At 57.8% G+C, this 20,030-nt stretch carries 22 protein-coding genes and 1 pseudogene; 9 read left to right on the top strand and 14 right to left on the bottom strand.

Annotated features, from left to right (window positions below):
- Together glcF and ACM6IQ_RS13370 are read left to right on the top strand one after the other, a co-directional pair.
- The gene (gene glcF, locus ACM6IQ_RS13365) at positions 1 to 1,242 is read left to right on the top strand and encodes a glycolate oxidase subunit GlcF (protein WP_017339322.1); all 1,242 of its coding nucleotides are present in this window, start codon (positions 1 to 3) and stop codon (positions 1,240 to 1,242) included.
- Positions 1,239 to 1,640 (top strand): heme-binding protein, encoded by a 402-nt coding sequence (locus ACM6IQ_RS13370; RefSeq protein ID WP_017339323.1) that lies wholly within the window; start codon positions 1,239 to 1,241, stop codon positions 1,638 to 1,640. Before glcF ends, ACM6IQ_RS13370 begins: the two co-directional genes overlap by 4 nt.
- 42 nt (positions 1,641 to 1,682) lie before the next feature.
- Here the strand turns inward: ACM6IQ_RS13370 and ACM6IQ_RS13375 are convergent, their stop codons facing one another.
- From ACM6IQ_RS13375 to ACM6IQ_RS13385, 3 genes are all read right to left on the bottom strand, one after another.
- Positions 1,683 to 3,164: a bacteriocin immunity protein gene (locus ACM6IQ_RS13375; RefSeq protein ID WP_031318994.1), complete on the bottom strand. Its 1,482-nt coding sequence runs from the start codon at positions 3,162 to 3,164 to the stop codon at positions 1,683 to 1,685.
- Positions 3,165 to 3,243: 79 nt separating this feature from the next.
- Positions 3,244 to 3,720 carry a DUF6392 family protein gene (locus ACM6IQ_RS13380; RefSeq protein ID WP_017339325.1) on the bottom strand — a complete coding sequence of 159 codons (477 nt, stop codon included), beginning with the start codon at positions 3,718 to 3,720 and terminating at the stop codon, positions 3,244 to 3,246.
- Positions 3,720 to 6,272 (bottom strand): S-type pyocin domain-containing protein, encoded by a 2,553-nt coding sequence (locus ACM6IQ_RS13385; RefSeq protein ID WP_414879043.1) that lies wholly within the window; start codon positions 6,270 to 6,272, stop codon positions 3,720 to 3,722. Before ACM6IQ_RS13385 ends, ACM6IQ_RS13380 begins: the two co-directional genes overlap by 1 nt.
- A gap of 185 nt (positions 6,273 to 6,457) precedes the next feature.
- On the opposite strand from ACM6IQ_RS13385, the gene yghX reads away from it, so the two are divergent.
- The 3 genes from yghX (at position 6,458) to ACM6IQ_RS13400 (ending at position 9,098) form a co-directional block, all read left to right on the top strand.
- Complete coding sequence (yghX, locus tag ACM6IQ_RS13390; protein ID WP_017339327.1) at positions 6,458 to 7,345, top strand: YghX family hydrolase; 888 nt, start codon at positions 6,458 to 6,460, stop codon at positions 7,343 to 7,345.
- 63 nt (positions 7,346 to 7,408) lie between these two features.
- A complete protein-coding gene (locus tag ACM6IQ_RS13395) occupies positions 7,409 to 8,236 on the top strand; it encodes a glycosyltransferase family 2 protein (protein WP_017339328.1) in 828 nt (275 codons plus the stop codon).
- A 58-nt stretch (positions 8,237 to 8,294) separates the two neighbouring features.
- On the top strand, positions 8,295 to 9,098 hold the full coding sequence (locus ACM6IQ_RS13400; protein WP_017339329.1) for a 2OG-Fe(II) oxygenase: 804 nt from the start codon (positions 8,295 to 8,297) through the stop codon (positions 9,096 to 9,098).
- A 10-nt stretch (positions 9,099 to 9,108) separates the two neighbouring features.
- Here ACM6IQ_RS13400 and ACM6IQ_RS13405 read toward each other — a convergent pair whose 3' ends face one another.
- Together ACM6IQ_RS13405 and ACM6IQ_RS13410 are read right to left on the bottom strand one after the other, a co-directional pair.
- Complete coding sequence (locus tag ACM6IQ_RS13405; protein ID WP_414879044.1) at positions 9,109 to 10,053, bottom strand: aldo/keto reductase; 945 nt, start codon at positions 10,051 to 10,053, stop codon at positions 9,109 to 9,111.
- A gap of 10 nt (positions 10,054 to 10,063) precedes the next feature.
- Entirely contained in the window at positions 10,064 to 10,330 is a 267-nt protein-coding gene (locus ACM6IQ_RS13410) for a hypothetical protein (RefSeq protein ID WP_414879045.1), read from the bottom strand.
- A gap of 51 nt (positions 10,331 to 10,381) precedes the next feature.
- Here ACM6IQ_RS13410 and ACM6IQ_RS13415 point away from each other — a divergent pair, with 51 nt between their 5' ends.
- Positions 10,382 to 11,170, top strand: coding sequence for an alpha/beta hydrolase (locus ACM6IQ_RS13415; protein WP_414879046.1), 789 nt, complete (start codon positions 10,382 to 10,384; stop codon positions 11,168 to 11,170).
- A gap of 9 nt (positions 11,171 to 11,179) precedes the next feature.
- Here ACM6IQ_RS13415 and ACM6IQ_RS13420 read toward each other — a convergent pair whose 3' ends face one another.
- Together ACM6IQ_RS13420 and ACM6IQ_RS13425 are read right to left on the bottom strand one after the other, a co-directional pair.
- Positions 11,180 to 11,509, bottom strand: coding sequence for a hypothetical protein (locus tag ACM6IQ_RS13420; protein ID WP_017339333.1), 330 nt, complete (start codon positions 11,507 to 11,509; stop codon positions 11,180 to 11,182).
- 222 nt (positions 11,510 to 11,731) lie between these two features.
- Positions 11,732 to 12,772, bottom strand: a complete 1,041-nt coding sequence (locus ACM6IQ_RS13425) for a GGDEF domain-containing protein (protein ID WP_414879047.1) — start codon at positions 12,770 to 12,772, stop codon at positions 11,732 to 11,734.
- 155 nt (positions 12,773 to 12,927) lie between these two features.
- Here ACM6IQ_RS13425 and ACM6IQ_RS13430 point away from each other — a divergent pair.
- Positions 12,928 to 12,993, top strand: a pseudogene (locus ACM6IQ_RS13430) (XRE family transcriptional regulator); the annotation flags it as partial.
- A 254-nt stretch (positions 12,994 to 13,247) separates the two neighbouring features.
- On the opposite strand, the gene ACM6IQ_RS13435 reads toward ACM6IQ_RS13430, so the two are convergent.
- From ACM6IQ_RS13435 to ACM6IQ_RS13450, 4 genes are all read right to left on the bottom strand, one after another.
- Complete coding sequence (locus ACM6IQ_RS13435) at positions 13,248 to 14,594, bottom strand: glutamine synthetase family protein (RefSeq protein WP_414879066.1); 1,347 nt, start codon at positions 14,592 to 14,594, stop codon at positions 13,248 to 13,250.
- A 21-nt stretch (positions 14,595 to 14,615) separates the two neighbouring features.
- Positions 14,616 to 15,170 carry a helix-turn-helix domain-containing protein gene (locus ACM6IQ_RS13440; protein ID WP_084323106.1) on the bottom strand — a complete coding sequence of 185 codons (555 nt, stop codon included), beginning with the start codon at positions 15,168 to 15,170 and terminating at the stop codon, positions 14,616 to 14,618.
- A 26-nt stretch (positions 15,171 to 15,196) separates the two neighbouring features.
- On the bottom strand, positions 15,197 to 16,486 hold the full coding sequence (locus tag ACM6IQ_RS13445; protein WP_414879048.1) for an NAD(P)/FAD-dependent oxidoreductase: 1,290 nt from the start codon (positions 16,484 to 16,486) through the stop codon (positions 15,197 to 15,199).
- 149 nt (positions 16,487 to 16,635) lie between these two features.
- A complete protein-coding gene (locus tag ACM6IQ_RS13450) occupies positions 16,636 to 17,838 on the bottom strand; it encodes an NAD(P)/FAD-dependent oxidoreductase (RefSeq protein ID WP_017339338.1) in 1,203 nt (400 codons plus the stop codon).
- Positions 17,839 to 18,103: 265 nt separating this feature from the next.
- Between ACM6IQ_RS13450 and ACM6IQ_RS13455 the strand changes: the two genes are divergently transcribed.
- On the top strand, positions 18,104 to 18,667 hold the full coding sequence (locus tag ACM6IQ_RS13455; protein WP_414879049.1) for an RrF2 family transcriptional regulator: 564 nt from the start codon (positions 18,104 to 18,106) through the stop codon (positions 18,665 to 18,667).
- Between the two features lie 3 nt (positions 18,668 to 18,670).
- On the opposite strand, the gene ACM6IQ_RS13460 is transcribed toward ACM6IQ_RS13455, so the two are convergent.
- Positions 18,671 to 19,006 carry a hypothetical protein gene (locus ACM6IQ_RS13460; RefSeq protein ID WP_017339340.1) on the bottom strand — a complete coding sequence of 112 codons (336 nt, stop codon included), beginning with the start codon at positions 19,004 to 19,006 and terminating at the stop codon, positions 18,671 to 18,673.
- A gap of 69 nt (positions 19,007 to 19,075) precedes the next feature.
- The gene (locus ACM6IQ_RS13465; protein WP_017339341.1) at positions 19,076 to 19,288 is read right to left on the bottom strand and encodes a hypothetical protein; all 213 of its coding nucleotides are present in this window, start codon (positions 19,286 to 19,288) and stop codon (positions 19,076 to 19,078) included.
- Positions 19,289 to 19,457: 169 nt separating this feature from the next.
- On the opposite strand from ACM6IQ_RS13465, the gene ACM6IQ_RS13470 reads away from it, so the two are divergent.
- Positions 19,458 to 19,745 (top strand): hypothetical protein, encoded by a 288-nt coding sequence (locus ACM6IQ_RS13470; RefSeq protein ID WP_017339342.1) that lies wholly within the window; start codon positions 19,458 to 19,460, stop codon positions 19,743 to 19,745.
- 30 nt (positions 19,746 to 19,775) lie between these two features.
- Here the strand turns inward: ACM6IQ_RS13470 and ACM6IQ_RS13475 are convergent, their stop codons facing one another.
- Positions 19,776 to 19,964 (bottom strand): DUF2188 domain-containing protein, encoded by a 189-nt coding sequence (locus ACM6IQ_RS13475; RefSeq protein WP_414879050.1) that lies wholly within the window; start codon positions 19,962 to 19,964, stop codon positions 19,776 to 19,778.
- Positions 19,965 to 20,030: the final 66 nt, after the last annotated feature.

Genomic DNA, 20,030 nt, shown 5'->3' on the forward strand with positions numbered 1-20,030 from the left:
ATGCAGACGACCCTGAGCGACACCGCCCGGCACCTGCCCCGTGCCGAAGAAGCCGAAAGCATCCTGCGCACCTGTGTGCACTGCGGGTTCTGCAACGCCACGTGCCCGACTTATCAATTACTGGGTGATGAACTCGATGGGCCACGGGGCCGCATCTACCTGATCAAACAAGTGCTGGAAGGCAACGAAGTCACGCAGAAAACCCAGCAGCACCTGGACCGCTGCCTGTCTTGCCGCAATTGCGAAACCACCTGCCCCTCCGGTGTCGATTATCACAACTTGCTCGACATTGGCCGCGCAGTGGTCGATGCGGCGGTGCCTCGCGCCATCGACCAACGCCTGTTGCGTGAAGGTTTGCGCAGTGTTGTGCCCAACCCGGGACTGTTCAAGGCGCTGGTCAGCAGCGGTCAGTTTTTCCGGGTGCTACTGCCCAACACGTTGCAGGCCAAGTTGCCTCGCCGTGTTTATCCCTCCAGGCCTCGCCCTGCCACGCGCCACGCGCGCCAGGTGCTGATGCTCGAAGGCTGCGTACAACCGAGCCTGTCGCCGAACACCAACGCGGCAGCTGCGCGGGTCCTGGATCGACTGGGCATCAGTGTCACCTCGTCCGGTGAGGCGGGCTGCTGCGGTGCCGTGGATTATCACCTCGACGCGCAAGCTGCCGGACTCGACCGCGCACGGCGCAACATCGATGCCTGGTGGCCGAGTATCGAGAACGGCGCCGAAGCCATCGTGCAAACCGCCAGTGGCTGTGGCGCTTTCATCAAGGACTATGGCCATCTGCTGGAGCGCGATCCGGCCTACGCCGAGAAGGCGAAAAGGGTCAGCGCGCTCGCCAGGGACCTGGTGGAAGTGCTGGGCGACGAACCCCTGGAAACACTCGGCGTCCACAGCGACCAGCGCCTGGCCTTTCATTGCCCCTGCACCTTGCAGCACGCGCAAAAACTCGGCGGCGCGGTGGAAGCGATGCTGAGTCGCCTCGGTTTCAACCTGACGGCCGTACCCGACAGCCATTTGTGTTGCGGTTCGGCGGGCACCTATTCGATCACCCAACCCGAACTGTCCCGACAATTGCGCGACAACAAACTGAACGCACTGGAAAGCGGCCACCCTGACGTCATTGTCACGGCCAATATCGGCTGTCAGTCGCACCTCGACGGTGCGGGCCGAACCCCGGTCCGGCACTGGATAGAACTGGTCGAAGCCGCGCTGCCCTCAACGATCCCCGGAGAAACCCCATGAAGAGCAAAGCCATCCTGAGCCAGGCCGAAGTCAGCCAGATCCTCGCGGCCGCACGCACCGAGGCGCAGAACAACCAATGGGCCGTGACCATCGTGGTTGTCGACGACGGCGGCCATCCCCTCGCCCTCGAACGCCTCGACGGTTGCGCGCCCATCAGCGCCTACATCGCCACTGAAAAGGCTCGCACCTCGGCGCTGGGGCGGCGGGAGTCCAAAGGTTATGAAGAGATGGTCAACGGTGGTCGCTTTGCATTTTTGTCGGCGCCGCTGCTGACGTCCCTTGAAGGTGGCGTGCCGATAATCGTGGGTGATCAGGTAGTCGGCGCAGTCGGGGTGTCTGGCGTCAAGGCCGAGCACGATGCGCAAGTGGCGAGGGTTGGGGCGCAGTGTTTGCATTGAAGGTCGATCCCACACTCGGCGTCATGCGTGCACGGTAAACGTCTACTTCGCAGGTCGGTTGAAAACGATGTAGAGCGGGTCAAGCCCGGACGAGACCGGGAATACCAGGATGTAGTCGTCAAACCGGTCATGCGCCCGTTCGGCTTTGGCTTCAATCGTCGGCACTCGCGCGGACTCCACAAATCCCACACGACGCTGATGGGTCGGTGTAGCCGCCGGAGCGGTTTCAACGAAAATCGGTCTAGCCCAGTGGACAGTGACTCCAGCAACTTCAGGAGTAAAACTGAACCGGTTCCAATGCTGATCCTGCGTCGCCGCTCTGACCCTCACGCCAGAGATCGAATGACAGCCTCTGCATGCGTTGAGGTAAACCTGCGACAACGTTTTGATCTCACGCAACCCCTGGAACATTTTTCCAGGTCTGGCGGGGACTGCCGCCGTACTCATGCGAAAAGGCACTTCGACCTCAGCCTGGTTCGCAGCCAAGTGTTGCCAATCCTGGCCTTCGATGGGCAAAAGCTCGGACAAAGGGACGCTGACACCGAATATTTGAGCGTCTGCCCGACTGGAAAAGGCGAAGCTCAATACGGCAGCACGCTGGTTTTCAGTGTCTGGTCCGCCTGATGCGTTTTGCCAGGAAAACCCGGCAACCGTCGAACGTATCGCTTTAAGCAGATCCGCCTGCTGAGACGCCAGCAGCACCGGCGAACCGCCAGTCAGTAAAAGATCAGGACGTTTATGGGCAGAATCGAGGGAAGCGCTGATGGTGTGCACCGTTTGTATTGTGCTGCGCGAATCAATCAAGCGCTGATGCGCCACTATCAGCAACGCTTCCGCTTCATCATGCAGAGCGCGATGTCGTTGAGAAAGGCTTTCCAGCCGTAAGAGGTAGCGATCATGGGTGGCGTTGATCTGTTGCACGATACTCTGCCATTGCGCTTGCTCGGATCGTGCATAGGTGAGGTTGCGCTGAGCGCCGCTTTGGACGAATTCCACTCTCATTTTCCAGGACTGAAACTTTCTGACGGCTATCAGTGCTTCATGCTGGGCATGTTCCAGCGCGCGTATGCCGGTTTCCTGAGGGGAGATGTCCAGACGGGTGTTCTTTTGACGTTGGAAGTTCCTGATCTGTAGCTCGAAATGGCCGAAAGCCTCTTCAACGACCTGACCTGAAACGGCCACATCCGCCGCGATTTTTTCGACTTCGGCCAGGCTTCTGGCCAAAGGGGTTAGCGGCGCAACAAGTGGTTTGGCAACAGGAACATCCTCGTCTTTGAATGCCGGTATTCCTTGCTGGTGATGCCATGTCCTGACGTGGTGGACAACGGCTTCCGGGGTGTTGGTATTCGACTTGTCCATCGGGTAGAACAGCAGATCTGCACCTTGGGGATGACCGACAATCCGGTCGAAATGGTTGATCAGTCGATCATGGTCCGATTTCGGTAGGTCAACGGCCCAGATTTGGTTGACCAATGCCTGGAATTCCAGAGCGGTGTAATCCTTGAGTGTGGTTTTAAGTTCCATTTTGAATTCTTCCTTGTTTCTATCGAGTCGCGGAATGCGAAGGCACCTGCTCTCCTTATAAGCAAGTGCCTGTTGGAATTTACTCGTGTCCTTTGTCAATCAAAGTGAAGACCAATGTTTTCACTTCCATCGCAGCGGTGTATTGAAATACAACTTTTTTGCCGGGATGAACCGCCGGATCAAGGGGATAGGCTTCCCATCCGCCGGTCTGACCCATCGGTTGAGGCATTTTGATGGGGCCTCTTGATTCCATTGGTTCGCCGAAGAGTGCGTGGACATCGGACTGGGTCAATGCCAGCTTATATGGCGTTGGGAGCTCACCCTTGTACTCGACGGTCGAGGGGGTCGTTTTGATGAGTGTTACAAAGACAGTTTCAAGCTGTTTACTCTCAGCCCAGAAGGACAGTGCGATGCCGACCTCGGGATTCAGATGCAACTTATCACGGCCTGGATACAGCTCCTTTAGCGGTTGATCGGGAACGATGCCGAGTGCGATCAAGTCGTTATAACTTTGGCCTAGGTTATCGATCCACGCTTCGATATTTGTATTGGTCATCAGTACCATCCTTGATCGTTGCTAAGTTTATGTAGCAAATCTCGTCCCAGCTCAATCTCCGATTCCGCAAAGCCAGACTCAATCAAACCTGGCTTTAACGCATCAAAATTCGTATCCACAGCCATTCGCAAGTCGAAAGCATCGGCAGCCTGTTTCCGTGTGTTGTTACGTCCTCCGTAAGTTTCACTATATTTTCGATGCACTGCTGTGGGGATTGCGATACTCGGTGCTTTTCTTAAAAAGTCGGCCAATTCCTCAGGACCGATGTCCGGCCAGGAATCAACGATGTACGCCTCCAACGCCCTCCGGGATGGAATATGGTCAATATCCAACCCATCTCCCCTGCTCCGACCACTGAGTTCGTTATATGGCCCTACTTCCAGCGGCTCAACCGGCGGACCAACAAAAACCAGTCCCGGCGAAGGCAGTTCCATATCCCCCGGAAACCCGGGAATACTCGCACCAATCTCCCCTTCATCAACCGCCGGAAATGTCTCGTTTTGCGGTAGGACCGGGATGACCGGGTTGCCGGGATAAACCGCGGGCGGAATGGACGGGGTTGGTGATGTCGTCGAACCCAGTTGTTCACTGCCCGGCGGCACCAACGGTGTCCAGGTGCCAACCGGTGGAATCGGCCAGGGTACAACCGTCGGTACGATGCCCAACCATCCTTCGGTAGTTTGCGGTGTCTTGATGCTGATTTTGTCGAGGTTGAACGGGTCGGCCCAGAACTCCGGCCGCTCCTGATACCGCAGTTCGAATTCTCGGTTCGTACCCACCCATGTGCTTTTCGGCGCGTACGGGGCGAAGCCTTGTTCGACTCGTTTTTTGTTCACCTCATCGAGTGGACGGGTCAACGCCGGGTGTTCACCGAGCGTTCGCCACAGGGCTTCGTCGAACGCCTCGAAAGACTTGAATTCCTTGCCCCGGAACTGATCGCCAATCTGACTCGGGATCGCTGCGCCGGCCGTCTGGCTGACGCCCTTCCACCAATCAGCCGTCGACGGTTGACCGGTTCCGGTGACAACGCCGGAGCCCATGGCCGGAACGTTGAAGGACAGGTAGGTCGGTGGCAGACCAGGCACGCAGACAATGCAATCCTGAATGCGCCAATCAACACCCGCCGGGATGTCCTGAATCTGCGGTTCCGTGACAGTCAGACGAGTCTCGCTGGCCAAGGTCGCGTGAGGCGCGGGGTCAGGAGTGAACTGCACAGACCTGGCCGGTGATCCAGGAACCTCGGCGGTGTAGATGCCTGTTCGCGGGTCGAGCACAGCATTCACGACCGGGACGCGAGAATCGATTTCGCCCCCCGTCGCGCCGACAACGATCGCGGTTCCTTCCGGTGTGGCTACAGGTTTGAGCCGGTATTCCACCTCCACCGAACCGCCTGCGTCAGCAGCAGTCCGCATCTCTTGAGGGTCATGAAGTTCCAGGGCTTGAGCCGGAACGGCGACGGCCTCGGACAATCGTTGTCGTTGCTCGGGGGTCAGCTCGCCGTTGCCCAGTGCGCTGGGATAGGCCATCCCCACCACGAAAATTGCGGCTTGCCCTACCGTGAGCGTCGCGGCGACGGAGCCCAGTTCGGTGATTGCTCGCGAAACGGCAATGACCAGTTTGTCGGCATCAACCCATTCCCCGCCGTGGCTGGGCAATACCCCGGCAGACAGCGCTGACGATGTGGCAGGTAATTGGAAGGTGTTGGCCTGCCTGGCCTGTTCGAGTCGAGCATCTTCATCAACCTGTTGCTTGAACCGAATGCGCGCATCACGCTGCTCGGCGTGCTGCCGATGACGCTCCCAGAGTGCCTCCCGCTCTCGCCAGATGATGGTCTGCTCGGCATGACGAGTGGCCAACGCATTGGATTTATCGTTGAGCGCGTCGATCTGCGCTGGCAGCAATCGGGCTTCATGAGCCGCGTTGTAGGCGCTCTCCCAGAGCTGATGACCACCCGTCAGCGCATCACCGAACTGCCCGAGTCGGGCCAGGTAGTCGTCGGCGGTTCGCGTGAGCGGATCGTGCCCGTCGAATGACCGGGCAAGCGTATTTTTTTCGTTGAGCTCCGCGGTTTTTAGGGCGATCAACCCGTCGATTTCATTCTTGTCTTTGGTGATGAGATAAAGCTGCCAGCGTTCACTCGAGTCGCCGGCATGGTGCCGTTTTGCCGCCGAGATTTCGTTATCAAGTGACGAAGTGAGTTGCTCGGCTCGGGCGGTAAAACGTTGGTCTATTTCAGCTCTGGTTACGTTTTGAAGCTGGGTGAATTGTGCGAGTAGTTGATCGCGCGCATAGATGCGAGCCTGCTCTCGGGCTTGAGCAGCGGCCGCCACTGCCTGTGCTTCCTGCGCTGCCTTGTTCCGGTGGTACTCTTCCTTGGCAAGCCGTCGGGCTTCTTTCGTGCTTTTGCTGGGACCACTGGTTACGCCTGAGGCTCCTACGCGGTTGCCTCCAGAACCTCCACCACCGCCCCAGCCACCACCGCCGCCCGAAGCAGGCGGCCCGGACCTGATGACGACGTCTCCTGACGTACCATCGTTGAATCGTTGTGCCATACAGTCTCTCCTTGTCTGTAGGGCACAGCTTGTCGATGGGGGAATGGCGGGGTGCGGTACATATGTATCGCGGGAATTTATGTCGGAAATTGACGCTTTCTGAACAGCTGAGTCGCGAGTCTACAAAAACCCTGTTCATGCGCTTAACTGACAGGAGTCCATTACGTCAAAGAGGAAGCGCACCGATGCACCGTCTCACTGCAAAAGACTTCGCCCCGGAACTGCTCGAGCTCTACGACTACTACGCCCACGGCAGGATCAACCGGCGCGAATTCCTCGACCGTGCGGCGTTGTTCACTTTGGGCGGTTTGACGGCCAGCGCGTTACTCGCTGCCCTGAGTCCGAATTACGCACTCGCCGAGCAGGTTGAGTTCACCGACCCGGACATCATCGCCGAATACATCACCTACCCCTCCCCCAAAGGCCACGGTACGGTTCGCGGTTATCTGGTGCGTCCGGCCAAAGCCACCGGCAAGGTAGCGGCTGTGGTGGTCGTGCATGAAAATCGCGGACTCAACCCGTACATCGAGGATGTCGCACGGCGGTTGGCCAAGGCCGGCTTCATTGCGCTTGCGCCCGATGGACTGACCTCGGTGGGCGGCTATCCCGGCAACGATGACAAAGGTCGGGAGCTGCAGGCGACCGTTGACCCTGAAAAGCTCATGAATGATTTTTTCGCCGCCATCGAGTGGCTGATGAAACACAATGCGAGCAATGGAAAAGTCGGCATCACGGGTTTCTGCTACGGTGGTGGTGTGGTCAATGCCGCGGCGGTGGCCTATCCGGAGCTGGGCGCTGCCGTGTCCTTTTATGGTCGCCAGGCAGAGGCCAAGGATGTTCCCCGAATCAAGGCACCGTTGATGCTTCATTACGGTGAACTGGACACGCGCATCAACGAAGGATGGCCCGCTTACGAGCAGGCCTTAAAAGCGGCAGGCAAGACTTATGAAGCCTACATCTACCCCGGTGCCAACCACGGTTTCCATAATGACTCGACACCGAGATACGACGAGGCCGCCGCCAAGCTTGCCTGGGAAAGAACACTGAACTGGTTCCGGCGCTGCCTGGTTTAGCGCAAGAAATGCTAAGCAGGGATTCATTTCTATGTTCTCAGTCTTCTTAGAGTGCCAAATCCCATGAGCAACATTGATTTCCTATCGCAAAGAACCCCACTTTTCAGCATTGTTCTGGTCAATTACAAGACCATCGAAATAACCCGGATTTGCCTCGACCTGCTGCATCAGCACCTGGGTGAAAGCAACATCCCGGTCTGGGTAGTCGATAACGATTCCGCCGATGAAAGCACCGACTATCTGCGCACACTGGACTGGATCCACCTGATCGAACGCTCCTGTCCCGAAAAGGAACCGGGCCATATTGCACACGGAAGAGCACTCGACATGGTGCTGGAGCGGGTTGAAACCGACTATCTGTTTCTGCTGCACACCGACACGTTCATTTTCGACAAGAATGTGTTTTCGATGATGATGAACAAATGCATTAATAAACCGAACGTCGTGGCCATCGGATGCGTAGAGCAAATCAACCGCAGTACCACGAGAGCCCTTTGGCGCTTTAGCTCTCGACTGGTAAAACATCACGTCAGACGCCTGAAACTGTCCTTGGGGTTACGCTCCAGAGAGCCAAAGCCCTACAGGGAAGTTTATTTGAAAAGCTTCTGCACCTTATGGAATTGCAAGCTGATGAAACAACACTCCATGCATTTTCTGATGGATGATCGCGTACCCGGTTATACACTCCAGGATCGCATGACCCAATTGGGCTATGTTGTTGAGCTGTTGTCGACGCGCAAGATATTCAGCTACCTCGACCATATTCAGGCTGGCACCGTCGCGGCCGCTGGTGGTTACGAAACAACGCACAGACGAACGAAGATGTACAACGACATCCTTAAACGCTTGAACAGTGAACACAGCCAGGTTTCGTCTTCACCTAAAAAATAGGGCGTGTAACGCTACCTGGAAGTACCCAGGTTGTTATGAATAGTTTATTGGAGCGGTAATGAGACCCATCACGCAGACACTGCCCATCACCGTTACGCCAGAGCTTGATTTCGACCAGAACGCCGCCAGCTCGCTGGGTCAGTCGCTCGCAATGACTTACGCTCAGGCCACCCCTTTTCCACACATCGTCATTGACGACTTTTTACCGCAAGACCTGATTGCGAGCATCTGCTCGCACTTTCCGGTCGAGCCAACCAGCAACGAAATGCTTTATGAGCGCGGCTACAAAGGTCAGCACAAACGGCAAATCAGCCCCAACGAATGCGACCCCTATTTGAAGACGGTTTTCAACGCCTTCAACTCTGCACCCATGTTGCAGTTTCTGGAAAAACTTACAGGTATCGAAGGCTTGATACCCGATCCTTACTTTACCGGCGGCGGGCTGCATGAAACGAAAAGGGGTGGTTTCCTGGGCGTGCACTCGGACTTCAGGCTCAACAAAAAACTGAATATCGAGCGCAGACTGAATGCCATTATTTATCTGAACCAGGATTGGCAAGAGGCATACGGAGGCAACCTGGAGCTATGGGATGTCGGGATGAAAACCTGCCTGAAGAAAGTCCTGCCGGTCTACAATCGCTGCGTCATTTTCAACACCGACAAGGACAGCAACCACGGGCACCCGGAGCCTCTGACGACGCCGGAACACATTACGCGCCGGTCCATCGCGCTGTACTACTACACCGCAGCCACCGTGGTTGCCGACCCTGCGCAAAGAAACAAAACTCATTACAAACCACGGCCCAAGGATCGTTTGAGCCTCAAGTACTACCTCAATAAACTCATCAAGAAAAAGTCCTGACGAGTGGCGTCTACCCCACCACATCAATCAACTGCTCGCGCTGCGCTCCCGTCAGCATCGGACCGAACCCCGCGCCGGCATTTTCCGCCATATAACGCGGGTTGCCGGTGCCGGGGATGACGCAGGTCACCGCCGAATGCGCCAGCAAATACTTGAGCGCCAGTTGCGCCCAACTGGTGACGCCGACTTGCGAGGCCCAACCCGGCAGTGGCCTGCCCTTCAAGCGAGCGAGCAAATCACCACCGCCGAACGGCCGGTTGCAGATCACCGCCACGCCGCGTTCACGGCACAGCGGCAGGATGCGTTTCTCGACGCCGCGATCGTCCAGCGCATAGTTGATCTGCAAGAAATCCAGTGGCTCGGCTTTCAGCACCGCTTCCACTTCGTCATACGCCGACGCGGTGTAATGGGTGATGCCGATGTAGCGAATGCGCCCTTCTTCCTTCCATTGGCGCAACGTTGGCAAATGGGTTTTCCAGTCCAGCAGGTTGTGAATCTGCATCAGATCGATCCGGTCGGTCTGCAGCAGTTTGAACGACTGCTCCATCTGCGCGATGCCCTCTTCGCGGCCACGGGTCCACACCTTGGTCGCCAGAAAGGCCGGCGAGCGCGGCTTGTGAATCGACAGCAGTTCACCGGTGGTCTGCTCGGCGCGGCCATACATGGGCGAGCTGTCGATCACCGTCCCGCCCTTTTCGAACAACGCACTGAGGACGGCGGGCAGGTTTTTGTAGGCCGGATCGGCAGGCGCGACATCAAAACCGCGATAGGTGCCCACGCCGACAATGGGCAGTGGCTCGTTGCTGGAAGGAATGGCGCGGGTCAGCATGTTCTTGCCTCCTGTTTCCTTCGACGGCGCGATGGCTGCAAAGGCCGGATCGAAAGTGAGCATCGCCGAAGCACCGGCAGCCAGCGTGAGTATTTGTCGACGCGTGTATCCATCAGTGTGGCTCATGGTTTCGTCCTTACACTTCTTTACTGTCTGCCTGTTGTGCGGTCAGCCACACGCATAACCCGCCCCGCAGTTCGGCAAACGGCAAAATCAACAGCGCCACCAGACTCCTGCTGGCTACAACAGAATAGCTGTCGGGGACAATTCGTCCCGGCGTGGAATACAACAAGGCTGTAAAGGCTGGTGTGCAGCAGCAATCGGTTGGCTGAATATCCGTTTTTGGGTGATGGCTGATAGGGTTCCAAGGACGGCGGGGTAGCCGCACGCCGCTGTCGTTCAACTACACTCCGACAGCGATCAGCCGTCGCGGTCGTCAGGCCCAGAGCAATCAATGCCACTCACCAACGTTAGCCGAATGTCGCGCATCCTGATGTATATCGTCGTCATCGTCGCCGTGCTGTACTTGGCGCTGTGTGCCGCGCTGTTCGTGTTCCAGCGCGCGCTGATCTACTTCCCGCAACCCGCTGCGCCCGGCGCGCCCGAAACGCTGCTCACGCTATCGGTGGCGGACGCACAGGTGCAGGTCACCGTCAGGCCGCACGACGGGCCCAATGCATTGATTTATTTTGGTGGCAATGCCGAGGACGTTTCGCGAAACCTGCCGCAATTCTCCCGGGCGTTCCCCGACCACGCCCTCTACTTGCTGCACTACCGGGGTTTTGGCGGGAGCACCGGGTCACCTTCCGAGGAGGCGATTTCACGCGATGCCATGACCTTGTTCGACAAGGTCTACGACACACATCCGCACATTGCCGTGGTGGGTCGCAGCCTCGGTTCGGGCGTCGCCGTGCGCCTCGCGAGCCAGCGCCCGGCCGCGCGACTGATCCTGATCACACCCTACAACAGCCTCGAGGATCTCGCTGTCCGCCAATACCCGATTTTCCCGGTGAAATGGCTGCTGCAGGACAAGTTCGAATCGTGGAAATACGCTGCGCATATCTCGATACCGACGCTGCTGCTGGCGGCAGAGCAGGACGAAGTGATCCCGCACTCGAGCACAGAAAAGCTCTACGAACATTTCGCCAAAGGCGTGGCGACCCTGAAAGTGATTCCAGGCGTGGGGCACAATTCGATCTCCGACAGCCCCGAGTACCTGAAGCTGATGGAGGACGGGTTGTAGCTCACTCGATCATTTGCGCGCCAGCTTAAAGCGCACGCAATCTTCGTAGAAACTCTGGCGCAGCGCCGCAGGCTTGATCCGCGACGGGCTGTCGTAGGTTTGTTCGGTAATCCCCATTGCCGTCATGCGCATCCACGGCTTGCTGAACTTGTAGGTCTGCAGTTTCTGCCGGGCGGCGTAGAGCGAAACGCCCGCCAGTTTGAGTTCCTGGGCTCTTGCTGCAGTGCCCGCGCCCCAGCTGCACATGTACCGGTCATTACTTTGAAGCTCTTTGGCCTGGACGGCGACGGCGATACCTGCCAAGCCCAACGAAATCAGTGAGATCCATACATTGCGCATTTAAAGCCAGCCCTAACCACCTGAAATTAAAGTGATTCTGTCTGTAACTTTGAGGCTTCGGGGCCAGCAAAATGCCTTGATTCAAACCGCCTCAGTTTCCCGAGCCCCGCTTGAGGTCGATAACGCCGCCCAGGATGACGACAATTCACAACAACCGTAGCAGCGTGGTGGAGTCACTCAGCACCGCCATCGGGCCTGCGGCTTGAAAATGCGGTTCAACGGCTAGCTGTTTACCCGGTTACGCCCATTGCGCTTGGCCTGATAGAGCGCGTCATCGGCGCGGGTCACCAGACTGTCCAGGCTCTCACCGGATTGCGCGAAGGCCACACCGAAGGACGCCGTGATCGTGTCGAGTACCTTGCCATCGATACGCGCCTTGATCCGCAACGCCTGGATTTTCACCCGCAGTTGCTCGGCAAACACCCCGGCACTCGCCAGGTCGGCGCAGTGTTCCAGAATGACGCAGAACTCCTCGCCACCGTAACGCGCCGCCGTGGCATGGGGTGGCAGCGAACTGCGCAGTACTTGCCCGACATGTTGCAGGACACGGTCACCCAACGGGTGGCCGTACTGGTCATTGAATTGCTTGAAGTGGTCGATATCCAGCATGACCAGCGCCACGCCCCGGTCAGGATTACTCAGCGCCTGCTCCAGCAAACGGGTGAAGGCTGTCCGGTTGAGCAGTTCGGTCAGGCCATCGAGTGTCGCCGCCAGTTGCGCACGTTCAAGTTTACTGCGCAGGCTTTTGATCTCGCTCTGGGCCGAGTGCAACTGGGAGAGGAAGCGTTCCTGCTGGTTCTGCATGAGCTGGGTGCTCTGTTGCAGCTCGCTCAGAATATCCGGCAAACGCTCGTTGGCAGGCAACTCGAGCATCTCCAGGCAACGTCCCAGACTGCTTTGAAAGTTGAGATTGCCCTCGACGCTGCGCGAAACGTCGCGCTGCATGTCATCCACCAGATTGATTGCCTGTTGCTGCCCGGCGCGGGCCTCCGCCAGTTCGTCGCGAATGATGTAGTCGCGAAACAGCCGCGTCGCGGACTCCGGCGGAAAATAATCAAAGTCCTTGACCACCCGGTCCAGCTGACGATTGAGCTCGGGGTCCAGGCCTTTGCTGTAGGTGTACCAGAGCGCGTAATGCACCGGATTGGGCGGGATGTTGTGACGCACCATCAGCGGGATGGCTTGTTTGAGCAGCGCCGCAGCTTCGCGGGAATCTTCCGGATACAGCGCAAGGGCAGTCGCACGCGTCTCTATTTGGCTCATGTCATCACTGTGGTTGTTAATGATTGGCAAATGCAAAACGCTGCGAGCATAACCAGACGCGTGGCAAACGGCTATCTCAACATTTAACACCGATCATCGTCGGAACGCCGGTCGTGATGCTCTGAGGAAGGCATCAAAAGTAACCACTGTGAATTCCTGGCGTTCAGGAGAGTCTGGTGGTGTCTCAGGGCGTGCTGGAAATCAGCGTCAACGATGAGCGTTCCTGCTTTAAATAATCGTTCTAAATGACTGAGCGATTTTTCAATCGCAGCTTATTTCAGGCAAAAAAAATCCCGGGCAGCTGATGGACGCCCGGGATTTAAAAATGCATAAACCGTGGTGGTGAACGCGGGGCGGATATTACGGAATATTTCACCGTGTAACAAGATATTTTGGCTCACAATCTGGTTACTAAATATCCTAACCCCTTAAATATCCACACTTTTTTTAAGGTCGCGCGACGATAAGCGGTCATCTACAAGTACCAGCGATATTCACGGGCACTGATGTCGTGCAGAAATGCCAAATGGTCCTGACGCTTGTTTTCGCAATATACATTCACGAACTCAGCGCCCAATCCCTCGCGCAATTGCGCATGGCTTTGCATTGAACGCACGGCGTCCAACATCTCCAGCGGAAAATCGATGCCACTGCCCCGATCTTCATTGAGCGGCGCGATCGGCTCACGACCGGCTTCCAGTCCTTGTTCGAGCCCCACCAGAATCGCCGCCAGCACCAAGTAAGGGTTGGCGTCAGCACCGGCGAGGCGATGTTCGATCCGCAGGTTTTTCGCGTCCGACTCCGGCACTCGCAGGCACGCGTCCCGATCTTCAAAACCCCAACTGGCGCGTGTCGCGACGTTCACGGTGCCGCTCAAGCGACGCATTGCATTGTGGTTCGGCGCGAAGATCGGCATGCAATGCGGCAGCAGTTCCAGGCAACCGGCCACCGCATGGCGCAGCGGTTGTTGCCCGTTGGCCGCCAGCAGGTTGTTGCCCGCCTCGTCATACAGGCTCACATGGACATGCATGCCGCTGCCGGGGTGTTGCAAGTAAGGTTTGGCCATGAAACTGGCGCGGTAGTTGTGCTTCATGGCCACGCCCCGGGTACTGCGGCAAAACAGGGCGGCCCAGTCGGCGGCACGCAGGCCGTCATCGAGGTGGCCGAAGTTGATCTCGAACTGGCCCGGGCCCAATTCGGCGGTGATCACCGTAGTGTCGATGCCTTGCGCCTGCGCGGTCTCGACCATTTCATCGAGCACCGGTGCAAACCGCGACAATCGTTCAATGTGCATGTTCGGTTGATCGTCCGCATCGTCGGTCAGCGGATCGCGCGCGAACTGCGGCAAGCCGTCACGTAACTGGCGATCGAACAGGTAGAACTCCAGCTCGAAGGCCACCACCGGGAAAATACCTTTGCGCGCGAGACGTTCCAGCACCTGCGCCAAGACTTCCCGCGGCTCGAAGACAATCGGTTTTTCAGTGCCGCTGGAGGTGATCAGCATCTGCCCCAAGGGTTGCTTTTCCCAGTTGACGATTTTCAACGTACCCGGCACCAGACGGCGCGGCGCATCCGGATCGCCGTCGTTGAAGCAGTAGTCGCCAATCTTGAACAGCCCGCCCTGGGCGCCCAACAACACACAATTCTGCGGCAGCTTGAGCGCGCTGCCCGCGGCGACTTTTTCGAGCATCTCGATCGGGTAGCGCTTGCCATAGAAATGCCCGGGGATGTCCAGGGAAATCAGGTCCACGTAGCGCACATCCGGGAAGCGCTGGCGAAACGCGCGAACTTCAGCGACCAGATCAGAGCAGACAGCATCCATCATGTTGTTCCTTTGTTTTTATCAGGTGTAAACCCAGAGCACCCGGGTGAGCTGATCGGAGAGATTGCCGTAACGACAATGGGTATGGCTGGCGAGCTGAAAGCTGTCCCCGGCTCCCAGGGTGACCGGTTGATCGTCATCCAGCCAAAGTGTCAGTTGCCCTTCGAGCACGTAACCGCCCTGCTCCGAGCTGTCGCTCATGTGGCGGTCGCCGCTGCTGGCGCCGGGCTCGAGCCGGCTTTCGAGCATCGAAAACGACGCACGCATTTTCGGCGAGACCAGAATGTCGGTGATGCCGTCGGCGTAATACAGGGTGCGGCGCTCGTCCGGCCGGGTAACCCAGGGCAAGGCCATGGGTTTGGGCAGGCTGTAGAAATAAGTGGTCGGCACGCCGAGGGTTTCGCTGATGGCGGTCAGGTCAGCTACCGTCGGCCGTGACAGCCCGCGCTCGACTTGCGAGAGAAAACCGACGGAGCGACCGATTTTGTCCGCCAGTTCCTTGAGCGTGTATTTTTTGTGTTTGCGCAGGTCCTGAATCAGGATCGCCAACGCCGAGATTTCTTCTTGCCTGTCCATCTGAAAGCTTCCGGAAAATGTGCGAATCAAAGGCTGTCGCGCAAGCGATACCAGGCCTTGCCGATGGCTTCCAGCGGGGCTGCCATGTACTTGCCGCCGGGGAAACTGCCATTGACCAGGCCTTGATACAAGGCCAGCTCATCCGGCTCCCCCAATATCGCGTCGGACACGGCGCGGGCCCCGGCCAGGGTCGGCAGCACGCCGTGGCCGGAGTATCCCTGAAGCCAGTAGAGATCGCCCCGGCGACCGATATCAGGTGTGCGCTTGAGGGTGAGATCGATGTGCCCACCCCAGGCGAATTCCAGCTCTACATCCTTGAGCTGTGGAAACACCCGTTGCAGAAAGGGTCGGGTCGCCGCGGCGATGTCCCTCGGCATGCCCCCCAGGTAGGTGCAACCACCGCCAAACAGCAGCCGGTTATCCGGCGTACGACGGAAATAATCGAGCACGAATTGATTGTCGGTGACGCAGGCATTGCTCGGCAGCAGCGCAGTCGCCTGCGCTTGCGGGAGTGGCGCGGTGGCCACCTGATAGGTGCCAACCGGCAACACACAACTCGACAGCTTGGGATCAAGCCGATCCAGATACGCATTGCACGCCAGTACCAGCACATCGGACCGAATACGACCGTGCTCAGTGGTGACCACGTAGCGGCCACCCTCTTGGCGATAGTTCAGCGCCTTGCTTTGCTCATGAATTTTCCCGCCGGCGCGCTCGATGGCGGCGGCCAGGCCGAGCGCCAGTTTCAGCGGATTCAGGTGCGCGCCTTCCGGATCGAACAGCCCGGCCTGATAGCGTTCACTGGCGACCCATTGCGGCAACTGCTCACGCGGGATGAATTGCAAACCGTCGTGGCCCCACTTGTGGCTGGCCTCGTGTTGCCATTCGGTCAGCAGACTCACCCGACGCGGCAACACCGATGTCCAGAGGTGACCGGCCTGGTAGTCGCAATCGAAATCATGGCGTTCGGGCAATGCCCGCAGTTCCTGTGCAGCCCAACGCATGCCGTCCCACAAACGCCGCGCACGTTCGTAACCCAGCGCGGCCTCCAACGGAGGCATGTCGCACGACCAACCGAGAATGGCCTGACCGCCATTGCGCCCCGACGCCGCCCATGCCACCCGACTGGCTTCCAGCAAGGTCACGCGCTTGCCAGCCAAGGCCAGTCGCAACGCCGTGTGCAAGCCACTGAAGCCGGCGCCGACGATCAATACGTCGGTGTCCTGCTCGCCCTCCAGAGCCGCACGCTCCAACAGACGATCGGCGCAAGTGTGGGCGTAGTAACTGGCGACGTGGCGGTTGGATTGCTGGAACATGCAAGCCTCATGAAATTTTCTATTTATAATTTCATGAAAAACTACACGTTAAATTTCACCATCGCAACCATTCCGGTCGCAAAAAAAAACCCGCCCAAGAAACTTGGGCGGGATTTTTCCCATCAGGCAGTGTTATCGAACAACAGGCCTCAGGCGACAGGAATCATGGGATCAGCCGCCGCCAGCGCAGCGGCACGGTCAGCAGCCGGTGGGTAGATCCACACTGTGTTGATCTGCGTCTTGAGGTTCTTGCCTTCCTGTTTGACCAGTTTGACCTGGCGGTCCCAGCCCTCGGTGTACACCGCGCCCCAGCTCCCCAGATCCAGGCAGGTTACGTACTTAGGCTGGCTGTACGGTGTCGGATCGACGCCGAGAATGTGCGCGGCCACGTTATTGCCGGCGTGACGCCCCAGGGAAATGGCGTGTTGGCAGGTCATCAATGCGTAGTTGCCAATGTCGTCGGAAGCGGCGTAGGCAACGTCGCCCGTGGCATAGATATCCTCCTGACCAATGACTTTCAGGTGGCTGTCCACGTGCAGGCGGCCGAGGTGATCGCGTTCGGCCGGGATCTGTTCGGTCAGCGAGCTGGCGCGCACGCCGGTGGTCCAGACCACGGTTTTCGCATCGATACGCTGGCCGTCGCTCAAGTTGACACCGTTGGCATCGACGGAAAGCACTGATGCCTTCAAGTGCCATTTCACGCCGGTTTCAACGCTGGCCTCTTCGATCGACTTGGCGATTTCGGCGCCCATCGACCCGCCAATTTTCTCGCCGCGGTCGACGATGATCACCTCGACATCCGTTTGATCACCCAGGATGGCACGCAGACGCGCGGTCATCTCGGTCGCCGTTTCAATCCCGGTGAAGCCGCCACCCGCCACGACGACGGTGTTGCGGGCTTTACTTTCCGGCAGGCTGGCCAGGGATTTCAGGTGGTTTTCCAGGCGCACGGCCTCTTCAATCTGGTCAACGTCGAACGCATGTTCGACCACGCCTGCGGTAGCCGGGATGGCGAGACGGCTGCCGGTGGCCAGAACGAGTTTGTCGTAGCTGCACACTTGTTTGGCACCCGATGCATCGATGTAGCCCACGCGTTTTTGCACAACGTCGATGGTTTCTGCAGCGCCCTTGATGAACTTCACGCCGACCGCATCAAACAGCTCACCAATCGGTGCAGCCAGCTGGTGCGCATTCGGCTCATAGAAGCGCGGACGCACGCGCAGCTCGGCCTGCGGGGCCAGAACGGTCACTTCAACGTCGTTGTGACCATGAATGTCGAACAGACGCGTAGCGCTCAAAGCTGTCCACATGCCACCGAAACCTGCGCCGATTACCAGGATGTGCTTTTTCATTTTTAACTCCGAGAGAAGGCGATCATTGAATTCATCAAAGGTCATGCGCTGCCAAGGCCGACCGAGCAACTGCGAATATATTGATCCTAGTTATGCGGCGCAATCGATTTTTTATGATGCTTGCTATCGAAAACTTTGATCCACGGCATGGCGCTACCAGGCAAGGCAGAAAGGCAGTACTGGAAGAGATGAGCGGCGGCGGGGGCTCGTTGCTCGGCTAACGCTCTGCTGGTAACATTTACGACAATATTAGTCGGAGATCAAAATGTCTCTTTATAGCGCGGGCGTTGAGTACGGCATTCACTGCCTACTTTTTCTGGTAGGCAATTGCGGCGACACCCGTGAGGCGAGCGTGCGCGAACTGGCGGAGCTTCAAGGCGTGCCGCAAGACTATCTGGCGAAAATTTTCACCAAACTGGCCAAGGCAAAACTGGTGGTGGCCACTGAAGGCGTGCGCGGCGGTTTCAAGCTGGCGCGTCCCTCCGACGAAATCAGCGTGCTCGATATCGTCAATGCCATCGACGGTCAGAAACTCATCTTCGATTGCCGCGAGATTCGCGGGCGTTGCGCCGTGTTCGAAGGTTCCGCACCCGCTTGGGCGCTGACAGGCCCCTGCTCGGTGCATGCGGTCATGATGACTGCGCAAAAACGCATGGAGGATGCCCTCTCCCAGCAGACCATTCTTGATCTCGCCAGGAGAGTGGGACGAAAGGCGCCGGCCGAGTTCGGTGCGCAGGTGGACAACTGGATCAACGATCGCCGGGAAAAGAAAAGCAGTGCCCAGGCATCTGACGACCAGACTATCCCGGTCACCGAGATTTCCGGCTAAGCCTCACAGACAGTCGCGAACGGCCTGGCGCAATGCGCCGGACTTGGCCCAAGGCGGGCCCTGATAAAGCGATACCCGGCTGCCATCCCTGGATTTCACGATATCGACAATCTCGTCAGCCGTGATAATGCTGGGGGCTGTTATCCGGTAGCCATTGGAAATCCCCGTTTGAGTCGACGCGGGAATTTCCTTCTGCCACGCCGGCAGCACGCAGGCGGCATAGTCTTTCGGTACCTTTTCGCTGTATTTGCTGACATTCGGCTCACCCGGCACCACGGAAGCCGGCAATGAGCACCCCGCCAGTAACGCCACCACGACTCCCGCCATCAATGTCCGCATGACGCTTCCTTTTTCTGAAAAAGGAAATGTAGCGCGTCATTCAGCAGACATCCATTGATTGAACAGCTCTCACTGTGGGGCGTTTTCATCTTTTTTGGGGGACCTGGCGTTCAAATAGGTCATCCACCGTTCATACGCCTCGTGCTGCCATTGGTTCACCCGCTCCCATTCCGGGCCGCTCAGTTGATGCGCAGAGATCAGCGTCATCATTTCCGTGGTCGCCGCGTCCAGATCGACGATCAGCTCATGCGCGTGAAATCTAAAATCATCAGTTGCCGTCATTTGAAGTTGCCTCGCCCTAGCGAAAGTTGACCACTTGAGTACGACACCAGATCTGTCCGTTCCCGTTCAACTTCCCGACCAAAGGCTGCATCGACTGTTCAGACGAACAAAACGCCCTGATCCACGAATCGGGACTAAAATTCGTAGCAGAGATGTTCAGGAGGTTGTCATGTGGCTTAACAAATCTGAAAACCAACTTCGGCGCGACCTGCAAAGCGTTGCATCGGACTTGAGGTGGTCGGCGGTAGACCTTCTGCGACTGGAAGTTCAGTTTCGACAGGCAGGCAATGAAGTGGACGCACAAGCGGTGCGCAGACTGCACGACCTGTTTCAGGGGGACGAACAGCGATTGACGGGGTATGCCGAAGAGGTGAAGGCCAAGGTGATTACTCGAAACAAGCCTGCCACCTGCACCAATGGAGGGATGAGCGGAGGCGGAGGTTCTCCCAAGTCATAAAAGCCCCGGAAAACCGGGGCTTGAAGCTGACTATTTATCGGCCGGCCTCTTCGCCCGTACCTTGTAACCGGGAAGAGACGCTGCAAAGGCCAGGGCTTCCTCCCTGCTGGCAAAAGCGGCCAACCGGTCGCCTTGGGTGCATACCCGCCAGGGGCCGTTGTTTACGCTGAGTACGTCATAACCGTTCATGTGCATCTTATTCAGCATCGGAACGCTCATAAGCTACCTCCATTTCGGTACTGATTTCAGAACAGACCTGCCTACCTTACACCCACCCTTCGCACA

It is taken from the genome of Pseudomonas sp. IT-P100 (assembly GCF_949767185.1).
Classification (GTDB): domain Bacteria; phylum Pseudomonadota; class Gammaproteobacteria; order Pseudomonadales; family Pseudomonadaceae; genus Aquipseudomonas; species Aquipseudomonas fluorescens_B.